This is a genomic window from Streptomyces sp. NPDC093568, assembly GCF_044764945.1.
Classification (GTDB): domain Bacteria; phylum Actinomycetota; class Actinomycetes; order Streptomycetales; family Streptomycetaceae; genus Streptomyces.
This window is the reverse complement of sequence record NZ_JBIWJD010000007.1, coordinates 319,316-329,544: the sequence shown is the minus strand read 5'-3', so window position 1 is coordinate 329,544 and position 10,229 is coordinate 319,316. Positions and strand designations below refer to the sequence as shown.

The 10,229-nt window shown below is 72.1% G+C and carries 8 protein-coding genes; all 8 read left to right on the top strand.

Features of this window, described 5'->3' with window-relative positions; genetic code table 11:
* The first annotated feature begins 39 nt into the window (after positions 1 to 39).
* On the top strand, positions 40 to 1,083 hold the full coding sequence (locus tag ACIRD7_RS28090; RefSeq protein ID WP_403457920.1) for a glycosyltransferase family 2 protein: 1,044 nt from the start codon (positions 40 to 42) through the stop codon (positions 1,081 to 1,083).
* Positions 1,080 to 1,619 (top strand): hypothetical protein, encoded by a 540-nt coding sequence (locus ACIRD7_RS28085; protein ID WP_403457917.1) that lies wholly within the window; start codon positions 1,080 to 1,082, stop codon positions 1,617 to 1,619. The genes ACIRD7_RS28090 and ACIRD7_RS28085 overlap by 4 nt, the downstream gene beginning before the upstream one ends.
* Before the next feature lie 68 nt (positions 1,620 to 1,687).
* Positions 1,688 to 2,773: a glycosyltransferase family 4 protein gene (locus ACIRD7_RS28080; protein ID WP_403457915.1), complete on the top strand. Its 1,086-nt coding sequence runs from the start codon at positions 1,688 to 1,690 to the stop codon at positions 2,771 to 2,773.
* Positions 2,770 to 5,169, top strand: coding sequence for a DUF2206 domain-containing protein (locus ACIRD7_RS28075; RefSeq protein ID WP_403457912.1), 2,400 nt, complete (start codon positions 2,770 to 2,772; stop codon positions 5,167 to 5,169). The genes ACIRD7_RS28080 and ACIRD7_RS28075 overlap by 4 nt, the downstream gene beginning before the upstream one ends.
* Positions 5,166 to 6,302: a glycosyltransferase family 4 protein gene (locus tag ACIRD7_RS28070; RefSeq protein ID WP_403457910.1), complete on the top strand. Its 1,137-nt coding sequence runs from the start codon at positions 5,166 to 5,168 to the stop codon at positions 6,300 to 6,302. The genes ACIRD7_RS28075 and ACIRD7_RS28070 overlap by 4 nt, the downstream gene beginning before the upstream one ends.
* Entirely contained in the window at positions 6,299 to 7,852 is a 1,554-nt protein-coding gene (locus ACIRD7_RS28065) for a lipopolysaccharide biosynthesis protein (RefSeq protein ID WP_403457908.1), read from the top strand. The genes ACIRD7_RS28070 and ACIRD7_RS28065 overlap by 4 nt, the downstream gene beginning before the upstream one ends.
* Positions 7,853 to 7,857: 5 nt before the next feature.
* Complete coding sequence (locus tag ACIRD7_RS28060; protein WP_403458217.1) at positions 7,858 to 9,093, top strand: polysaccharide pyruvyl transferase family protein; 1,236 nt, start codon at positions 7,858 to 7,860, stop codon at positions 9,091 to 9,093.
* Positions 9,090 to 10,229 carry a glycosyltransferase family 4 protein gene (locus ACIRD7_RS28055; protein WP_403457905.1) on the top strand — a complete coding sequence of 380 codons (1,140 nt, stop codon included), beginning with the start codon at positions 9,090 to 9,092 and terminating at the stop codon, positions 10,227 to 10,229. Before ACIRD7_RS28060 ends, ACIRD7_RS28055 begins: the two co-directional genes overlap by 4 nt.

Below are 10,229 nucleotides of genomic sequence, written 5' to 3'. Positions count from 1 at the left end.
GGGGTGTCCAGTGACTGTTCAAGTCCTGGGGGGCTTGTCTTGAGATCTCTGTCCATCGTCATTCCCGCGCTCAACGAGGCCGAGAACCTGCCGACGGTCATGGAGACCGTCCCATACCGTGCACTGGCGGAGGCAGGCTGGGAGATCGAGGTCATCGTGGTCGACAACGCCTCGACCGACGGGACCGCGGAAGTGGCTCGTAGTCTGGGAGCGAGAGTCGTCTCGCAGCCCCTGCGCGGATACGGCAACGCCTACCAGGCCGGCTTCGACGCGGCCCAGGGTGATGTCATCGCCACGGGGGACGCCGACTGCACGTACCCGTTCGACGCGTTGCCCCACCTGCTCCACATCATGGACGCCCGGCGGGTGGAGTTCATGACCACCAACCGGCTCGGCGTGGAGAACCGCCACGCCATGAAGCCGTCCCACACCGTCGCCAACCACGCGCTCAGCGCCCTGAGCCGGGCCCTCTTCCGCAACGGCCTGCGCGACTCGCAGTCCGGCATGTGGATCTTCCAGCGCCACGTGTGGGCCGCCATCGACGTCCGTTCCCCCGGCATGGCCTTCTCGCAGGAGATCAAGAACGCGGCGACCCGGGCCGGCTTCCGCTGCCTCGAGGTGCCGATCGAGTACCGGGTGCGCGGGGGACAGGTCAAGCTGAACGCCCTGCCCGACGGAGTCGCCAATCTGCGCCAGCTGTTCGAGCACAAGATCCGGGATAATCGTTTCCGCACCACGCCCTCGCGCATGGTTCCGCTCGCCGAGATGGCCCGCGCCAACGTCGCCGCCGAGCGGGCCGCCGAGGCCGCCGAGCGGGCCGTGGCCGCCGTGGAACAGCTCAACGAGAAGGCCACGTCGGTTTTCGGACGTGAGCTGCCGAGCGAGGCCATGCCAGCGGCGGCGACCACCGTGAAGCCCATGGCCGACCTGCTGGACGACGAGATCACCGAGACCTTCGAGCTCGACGAAACGGAGTCGTCGGACCCGGAGGCGGCCAGGTCCTCCGAGCGGTTCGGCGGGACGACGCTGGCAGCGCTGCCCGGTCAGCGCAACGTCGATGAGGCTCCCCTGGAAATGGCGTGAGCGGGAGGCCGTACGGCACCGATCCGGACCCGCGGGCCGAGGGCCCGCGGTCCGGCCGTCAGGGCCCGGCGGCACGCCGCCGGGCCCGGCGGACCGGGACCGGCCGGAGCGGCGGGCCGCGGCGCGGAGCGACCGGCACGGTGCTCGCCCTCATCGCCGTGGTCGTGCTCGGGGCGGGCGCCTGGTCGGTTCCCGAGGTCCGGTCCGTCCTCCAGGACTCCTTCACCGAGCGGCAGCAGGCTTATGTCGAGCTGTACTTCGGCAAGGAGCCGTTCTTCGACGGCGACGAACTAGTCGTACCGGTGGAACTCGTCGAGCACGGTGACACGGGCGGCAGGCACACGGTGCGGGCCTGGGCCGAGGACGCCGAGGGTGAACGCCTGGCTTCCCGTACGGAATCCGTCACCACCAAGCCCGGTGCCCTGATCGACGTCGACATCCGGCTGCGCCTCAAGGGCGGCGCGAAGAAGAACGCGGACCTCGTCGAGGTGACGCTGCCGGGCCATCCGCAGCGGCTCCGGATGCATCTGCGCTGACCCCTTCGGCCTCGCCCGCCCCCGTCCACCCCCCCCACGAGCGTCATCTGCCACCTCGGGAAGCTTGAATGCCCACCATCGTCCAGATCACCCCGTACTACCCGCCGGCCCTCGGCGGGCTGGAGCGTGTCGTCTCCAACCTCGCGCGGGAACAGGCCAAGCGACACGACGTCGAGGTCCTGACCACGGCCCTGCGCACCGAGGGCATGCCGCGCGTCGCTCGCGAGGACGGGGTGGTGGTGCACCGGCACCGTGCCGTGGAGGTCGCGCACACCGCCCTCGCCCCCGGAATGGCGGCGCACCTCGCCAGGCTGCCCCGCGACGCCGTCCTCCATCTGCACTGCGCGCACGCCCTGTTGCCCGAGATGGTCGCCCTGGCCAGTCGGCTGCGTGGCACCCGCTTCCTGCTCCACTTCCACCTCGACGTGGACGCTTCGGGTCCCCTGGGCGCCCTGCTCCCGCACTACAAGGAGCATGTGTTCGGGCGGGTGCTGCGGAGCGCGGCCGGTGTCATCGCGCTCACCGAGGGGCAGAAGGCCTTCCTCACCGGCGCCTACCGGGTGCTCGCCGACCGTGTCCACGTCGTGCCCAACGGGGTCGCCGACACGTACTTCATGCCGGCCCGCGAGCCCGCGCCCGGGCCCCTGAACCTGCTGTACGTCGGCCGCCTCGACGTCCAGAAGAACGTGCCCCGGCTGCTGAACGCCCTCCGTCTGACCCGGCAGGAGATCCGGCTGCGGATCGTCGGCGACGGTGAGCTGCGCGGGCGGCTCCAGGAGCAGGCCGCAGGCCTGGACGTGGAGTTCAGTGGCGCCCTGCTCGGCGAGGACCTGGTGAAGGCGTACGCGGACGCCGACGCCTTCGTGCTGCCCTCGGACAAGGAGGGCATGCCGCTGGTCGTCCTGGAGGCCATGGCGGCCGGGCTGCCCGTCGTCGCCACCGATGTTCCCGGCACCCGGGAACTGGTGGACGGGACCGGCCTGCTGGCCGCCCCCGAACCGGCCGCCCTCGCCACCGCCCTCGACTCCGTCGCAGCCGACCTCGTGCTCAGGGCCGAACTGGCCCGCGCCAGCACCGAACGGGCCCGGAACTACTCGTGGCAGACGGTCGCCCGGCTCGTCGACGACGTCTACACCAAGGCCGGCCTGCTGTGACCATCGAGGACGAGACCCTGGCGCTGCGGGTCACCGCGCCGGACCCCGAGCCACCCGCCGAGCAGGAACCACGCGCCCGCACGAGCCGGTCCGCGGGTCCACGGCGACCCCTGATCGACCGCCGCTGGGCCATCCTGCTCAGCCTCGCCCCGGCCAGCGTCCTGGAGCTGCTGCCCCAGACACCGTCCCTCCTGCACACCCTCGCCGGACTGTGGCTGCTGTTCGGCGTGCCCGTGCTGCTGTGGCGGGGTGTGACCGCGCGCATCGTCACCACCGGGACCGCCGCGCTGCTGCTGGCCGTCGGGTTCACCGTGCTGACCGACATCGTCGTCGCCCTCACCGTGAACACCACGCTCCCGCTGCTCGGCGTCGACCGGCCGCTGACCCGGCTGATCCTGACCGTCGCCTCGGCCGGTGCCGCGGTGGTGCTCGGTGTGCTCGTACCGATGCCCCGGCGCCCGCGCAGACATGACCGGGGCGCATGGACCCGGACCCGGGGCCTCAGACCCGTCGCCGCGCTCGGCGGCCTCGCCCTCGTCCTCTCCGTGGCCGGGCCGATCCGCCTCAACAACGGCCTGGGCGGCACGGTCAGCGCCGTCGCCATGGTCGTCGTGGCGGCACTGATCTGTCTGCTCCTGCTGCGCCGGGCCCGTTACCCGGTCCCGGTCCTGGAGTTCGGCCTGTACTGCGTCTCGGCCGCGCTGCTGCTGCTCACCTCGCTGCGCGGGCAGTACATCACCGGGCACGACATCCAGAAGGAGTACCTGTACTTCCGGCTCGCGCTGGGCGGTGAGCACTGGGACATCGGCACCTACACCGACCCGTACAACGCCTGCCTCAGCATCACCCTGCTGCCGGTGCAGATCTTCCAGCTGACCGCGCTCTCCGACACATCTGTCTTCAAGGTCGTCCTGCCGCTGCTGTTCGCCTTCACGCCGGTACTGGTGCACCGCGCGGTGCGCAACGTGGCCCCGCGCGTGGTCGCGCTGATCTCCGCGGTGTACTTCATCGTCTTTCCGACGTTCCTCACCGACATGCCCTACCTCGGCCGTCAGGAGATCGCCTTCCTGATCCTGGGCTGCGCCATGGTGGTGCTCACCGACTCGGGCGGGCCGCTGCGGCTGCGCCGGATCGTGTTCGTGGTGCTGCTGGGCGGCATCGTGCTGTCCCACTACTCCACGACCTACGTCGTCGTCGGCACCCTCGCGGTCTCCTTCCTCCTGGACAAGGCGTGGCGGCTGGTGTCCCGGCGCGGCCGGGGCCGGGTGCGCCGCAAACGCCGTGAGGACCGGATGCTGTCGTTCCTGACCTGGTGGGTGGTGGCCGTGCCCGCCGCGCTCGCCCTGCTGTGGTCGGGCCCGCTCACGCACACCGGCGGCCAGGTCGAACGCACCCTGACGGCGGTCGCCTCGGCGGTGTTCGGGGGCGAGTCGGAGTCCGGTTCCTCGGACACGGCGTACAGCATCCTCGGCGGCGACAAGATCCCCGCGTCCGAGCGCCTCAAGGAGTACAGGGCCGACCTCCTGGAGCGGACCGCGACCGAGCGGGACGACGGGGACTACCTGCCGCTGAAGGAGATCGACGGCCTGGCCACGCCCGTCGTCGAGGTGCCGACGATGAAACTGACCGCAGCCGGGCGGTTCCTGGACGCCTTCGGGATCAGCGTGCCCGGCCTCAACGGCGCGCTCAGGCAGGGCGCCGCGCTGTTCTTCCAGGTGATGGTGATGGCCGGGTTCGCCGTGGCGCTGTGGGCGCGCCGCTCCGCGTTCCGTCCGGTGCGCGACCAGATCACCATCGCCGCCGGCGCCTGGTGCATGGTCGCCGTCTTCACGCTCGTACCGCAGCTGTCGGTGGACTACAGCCTGCTGCGCGCCTTCCAGCAGGGCCTGTTCTTCTTCGCGCCGTTCCTGGCCACGGCCACGCTGTGGGCGCTGCGCTGGGCGGGCCGCCGTACCGTGCCGCTGGCCTGCGTGCTGCTGTCCGGTCTGCTGCTCGACCTGTCCGGTGTGGTGCCCAAGGTTCTCGGCGGCTATCCGGCACAGGTCCAGTTGTCCAACTCCGGTCAGTACCACTCCATTTACTACCCCCACGCCGAGGAGCGGCGCGCCGCGCTCTGGCTCGACGCACGGATCGCCAAGGACGGCAGGGGGCTGATCCAGACCGACCGGTTCAGCTACAGCCGCCTTCAGGCGCTGCTCACGCACCCCACCCTCGCCGACATCCACCCGGCCGCTCTGCGCACGGACTCCTATGTCCTCCTGGGCACGGTCCCGACCCGCACCGGCCAGGTGACCGTCTTCTACGGCGGCGACCTGATCACGTACGAGTACCCGATGAAGGTCCTGGACTCCCGGGACGTCATCTACAGCAACGGGGGAGCGGTGATCTACCGATGAGCACGAGGCCGTTGAGGATCCTCCTGGTCAGCCACTACTACCCGCCGCACGTGGGCGGGATCGAGAACGTCGCGCGCCGCGAGGCCGTCGGTCTGGCCCGGGAGGGTGCCGACGTCACCGTCGTCACCAGCGCCGACCGGTCCTCCGTCACCCGTGAGGACGGGGTGCGGGTGGTGCGCGTCGCCGCCTGGAACGGCACCGAGCGCAAGGCCGGCGTGCCCTTCCCGGTCTTCTCGCCGGTCCTCGCGCCCGTCGTGCTGCGCTGGGCGCGGCAGGCGGACGCCGTGCACATCCACGACTGTCTCTACATCAGCTCCTGGGCGGCGGGCCTCGCGGCGAAGCTCACCCGCACCCCGTACGTCCTCACCCAGCACGTGGCCGTCGTCGAGCATCCCTCCGGTGTGGTCCGGGCGGTGCAGCGCGCGGTGTACGGCGTGGCCGGCCGGGGTCTGCTGCGCGGCGCCCGCGCGGTGTTCACGCTCAACGCCTCGGTCGCCCGGTTCGTGGCCGGTCACGGCGCCCGGCGCCGGCAGCACCTGGCCAACGGGGTGGACACCGAACTGTTCCGCCCGGCCGCCTCCGAGGCCGAGCGCGCGCTCGCCCGTGAGCGGTTCGGGCTGCCCGCCGAGCGCGCCCTGGTGCTGTTCGTGGGCCGACTCGTCCCCAAGAAGGGGTACGACCTGCTCCTCGCCGCCCACACCCCCGACGCCGGCTACGACCTGGTGTTCTCCGGGGGCGGCGACACCGCCGCCCTGGCCGGCCGACCCGGCGTCCACCACCTCGGCGCACTGCCGCCCGAGGCCGTCGCCGAGGCGTACCGGGCCTGCGACGTCTTCGCGCTGCCCTCGACCGCCGAGGGCTTCCCGCTCACCGTGCAGGAGGCCATGGCCTCGGGACTGCCCGTGGTCACCACCGACGACCCCGGCTACGCCCCCTACGACCTCGACCGCGACCAGGTGTCCCTGCTGCCCCGCGAGGTCCCCGCGCTCGCCGCCGAACTGTGCGCCCTGGCGGCCGACCCCGAGCGCCGGGCCCGCATGGGCGAGTACGCACGGACGTACGCCGAGAAGGCCTTCGCCTGGGACGACCACGTACGGACCCTGCTGGCGCACTACCGCGGTGAGCGCCCATGACCGATGCCGCGAGTACCGTCCCGGCCACGCGTGCGCGTGGCCGGCACCGCCGTCCGGGGGACCGGATCTACCGCAGCTCGTTCTTCCTGCTCGCCTCCACGGTGGTCACCGCCGGGCTCAGCTTCCTGTTCTGGGTGGTGGTCGCCCGCTTCTACAGCCCTGCCCAGGTCGGCCTCGCCACCTCCCTGATCTCCGCGACCTCGTTGCTGGCCACGTTCAGCCTGCTCGGCCTGAACAACACGCTGGTCCGCTTCCCGGCGGAGAGCGAGGCGCGAAACGCACAGATCAGCCAGGCGATGCTGCTGGTGACAGCGGTCGGGTGCGTGGCGGCCGGCATCTACCTCCTCGGACTACCGCTGTACGGCGACAAGCTGGTGTTCGTGCGCGGCGACTGGACCTCGGCGGTCGCCTTCGCCGTGTTCTGCGGGTGCGCGGCGGCCAGCATGCTGGTCAAGTCGGTCTTCAACGCCGCCCGCATCCCCGAGTACAACGTCCTGATCGACGGGCTGACCCAGGGCGCCGCCAAGGTGGCCGTCCCGGTCGCCCTGACCGGGCTCGGTGTCTTCGGCATCGTCGCGTCGGCCGGGGTGGGCTACGCGGTCACGGTGGTCGTCGCCGTGCTGGTGCTGCGCCGCCGTCTGGGCTTCCGGATCGATCTGCGCACCCGCGGCACCCGGCTGCGCGAGAAGTTCCGCTTCTCCGTCGCCAGCCATGTCTCCAACCTGATCAACCTGACGCCGGTGCTGGCGACCCCGCTGATCGTGCTGCACCACCTGGGGGCCGCCGCGGCCGGCTACTACTTCGTGGCCTTCCAGATCGCGGCCATGCTGAACTCCGTCTCCACCGCCGTGGGCGAGGCCGTCTTCGCGGAGGTCTCGCACCAGGAGGCGCGCTTCAGGGAGCTGATGCTGCGCTCGGCACGGATCATCGCCGCCGTACAGGTGCCCGCCGCCCTCGTCGTGGTCATCGGCGGAGGGCTGCTGCTGCGCATGTTCGGCGGCGCGTACGCCCAGGAGGCCCGCTCCCTGCTGACCGTGCTGGCGATCGGTGCGCTGCCGGTGGCCCTGAACACCTGGGCCTGCTTCGCCCTCAAGCTGGCCCAGCGCATGCGCCGGCTGATCGCCGCCAACACGATCATGGCCGGCCTGTCCATCGGCCTCGGTTTCGCCTTCGCCGACCGGGGCCTGGTCTGGATCGGCTACGCGTGGGTCACGGGCAACACCGTCGCCGGCGTATTCGCCACGGTGAGCCTGATCAGGCGGCCCCGCCTCGCACCGGTCACGGTGGCCGCCCCGTCGCCGTCGGCGGACGACACCCTGGCCCTGCGGCCGACGGACCCCGACACGCCGTATCAGAACGTCGTCGGCGGCCATGACGCGCCGTACCGGGTCGGGCCCGCCGATCCCTACGTCGGACTGGAGTACCCGTACGCGGCGACCAGCGGCGAGTCGTACGGGCACCACTTCCACGGCCACTACACCGAGCCGTACGGGGACGCCTACGGCGATCCCTCCGCCGTCCCTTTCCGTTCCGAGAGGTCCGCTCCTTGAAAATCGTGGTGATCAACGCGTACGTCCGTGAGAACGCGGGCGACGCCGCACTGCTCTCCGTCTGCTTGCGGCACGTGCAGGAGGCCTTCCCCGAAGCCGACGTCGTGATCGCGGGCATGGAGGACGCGGCCGTGCACGCCTCGTTCGAGGGCGTGCGCAACATCGGCTCCATCCGCCGCTACGTCGCCGACGGCACCGTCTCGCTGCCCCGCCGGCTGCTGCGCAAGGCGCTCCTGGGCCTCGCGGGCACGGCGGCCGTGACCCTGCCCCGCCCGATCGCCCGGGCGGTGGCCGCGGCACTGCCCGCCGAGGCCCGGCGCGAGGCACGGGCCGTCGCGACGGCCGACCTGGTGGTGTCCATGGGGGGTGGCTATGTACTGGCCCGGCCCGGCCTGGACGGCTACCAGAACGTCTTCTTCGTCCTGCTGCCCGCGCTGCTCGCGCAGAAGGCGGACGTCCCGGTGGTCTGGGCCCCGCAGTCCTTCGGACCGTTCCCGGCCGCCGCCCAGCGCAAGCTGGTCGGCAGGGTCATGCGCCGCTCGGCCGCGGTGCTGCCGCGTGAGGACGTCAGCGTGGGCGAGCTGCTCGCCTGCGACGTTCCGGCGCGGCAGATCGAGCGTGCGGTGGACGCCGGTTTCGCCTTCGACCCGGGGCGCCGCATCGACTGGCGCGTAAGGCTCGGGGTCCGCCCGGACGAGCGGCTGGTCGGCATCACGGCCCGCCGCTGGCTGGCCCCCGCCGCTCAGGAGCGCTACGAACGCGAACTCGCCCGCACCATCGACGCCGTCCAGGCCACGGGCGCTCGCGCGGTCCTCATCCCCCAGGTGAGCACCGACTACCTCGGCGACGACGACCGCATCTGCGAACGCCGGATCGCCGCCCACTGCACCAGCGGCCCGCTCATGGTCGACGAGGTCGTGGACTACCGCGACCTCAAGGGCCTGTACGACGAGTGCTCCCTGCTGATCGGCACCCGCTTCCACTCGGTGATCTTCTCGCTCACCAGCGAGGTGCCCTGCGTCGCCATCGAGTACGAGCACAAGACCCGGGGCATCATGGCCGACCTTGGTCTCGGCGAGTGGGTCGTGCCGATCGCCGACGTCACCCACGACCGGCTGTGGGCGCTGGTGGAGCCGCTGCTGAAGGACCCCGCCCCCTACCGCGCGATCCTCGACGCCAACCTTCCCGGCTATGTCGCCCGCGCCCAGTCCCTGCCGGCCCGGCTGCGGGAGGCGGTGTGAGCCGGCGCCGTAGCGTCGCCGTCGTCGCGCCGTACTACCCGCCGAAGATCGGCGGCGTGGAGCAGTACGCCGCGCGCGTCGCGGCAGCGGTCGCGGCCTCCGACGACCTGCGGCCCGTGGTGATCACCACGCGCCTGGACGGGGGCCTGCGCACCACGGTCACCACCGAGGACGGCATCCCCGTCGTCCGGCTCGGCGTCTGGCTGAAGCTGTCCAACACCCCGCTCAGTCCGCTCTGGCCGCTGCAACTGCGCCGCTGGCTGCGGCGGACCCGCGCCGAGGTCGTCAACGTGCACGCGCCCGTCCCCGGTCTCGGCGACCTCGCGGTCGCAGTCGCCGGGCGCCGTCCCACCGTGCTGACGTACCACGCGGGTTCGATGCACAAGGGAGAGGCGGACAGTGGCACCGCCGACCGGCTGATCGGCCTGTACGAGAGGGCCGTACTGCCCCGCGTCTTCGCCCGCGCCCGCCGGCTGGTCGCGGTGTCCCCGGTCTCGTTGGCCGATGGGCACCCGCACACCGTGCGGATCTCGCCCGGCGTGGACACCGACCGCTTCACTCCGGGTGAGCCGGCCTCCCGCCGCCCCCGCACGATCGTCTACGTCGGCCGCATGGACCGCTCCTCGGCATGGAAAGGCGTCGACGTACTGGTCCGCGCCTTCGCCCGGCTCGCCCGCGAGGTGCCCGACGCCCGTCTGCGCCTGGTCGGCGACGGCGACGCCCTGCCCGGCCTGCGTGCCCTCGCGGCCGAACTCGGCGTCGCCGACCGGCTTCAGACCCCGGGCGGGCTGAGTGGCGAGGCCCTGACGGACGCGGTGCGCACGGCCGCCGTCCTGGCGCTGCCCTCGCTCGGCGAGGCGGAGTCCTTCGGCATGGCGCTGGTCGAGGCCATGGCCTGTGCCACGCCGGTCGTCGGCTCGGACGTCGGCGGCATCCCCCACGTCGTCGACGAGGGCGAGACGGGTCTGCTCGTCCCGCCGGGCGACCCGGACGCCCTCGCCGCAGCCTGCGCCAAGCTGCTGGCCGACGGTGATCTGGCGGACCGGATGGGGGCGGCGGGCCGGCGCACGGCCGAGGAACGCTATGCCTGGCCGAAGCTGACGGCCCGCTACCTGGACCTCTTCCGGGCGCTCTAG

What these genes read in the sequence shown, in the direction of transcription:
- ACIRD7_RS28080 (WP_403457915.1), top strand. Translation starts at nt 1,688, where the DNA reads ATGCCCACCATCGTCCAGATCACCCCGTACTACCCGCCGGCCCTCGGC.
- ACIRD7_RS28070 (WP_403457910.1), top strand. Translation starts at nt 5,166, where the DNA reads ATGAGCACGAGGCCGTTGAGGATCCTCCTGGTCAGCCACTACTACCCG.
- ACIRD7_RS28065 (WP_403457908.1), top strand. Translation starts at nt 6,299, where the DNA reads ATGACCGATGCCGCGAGTACCGTCCCGGCCACGCGTGCGCGTGGCCGG.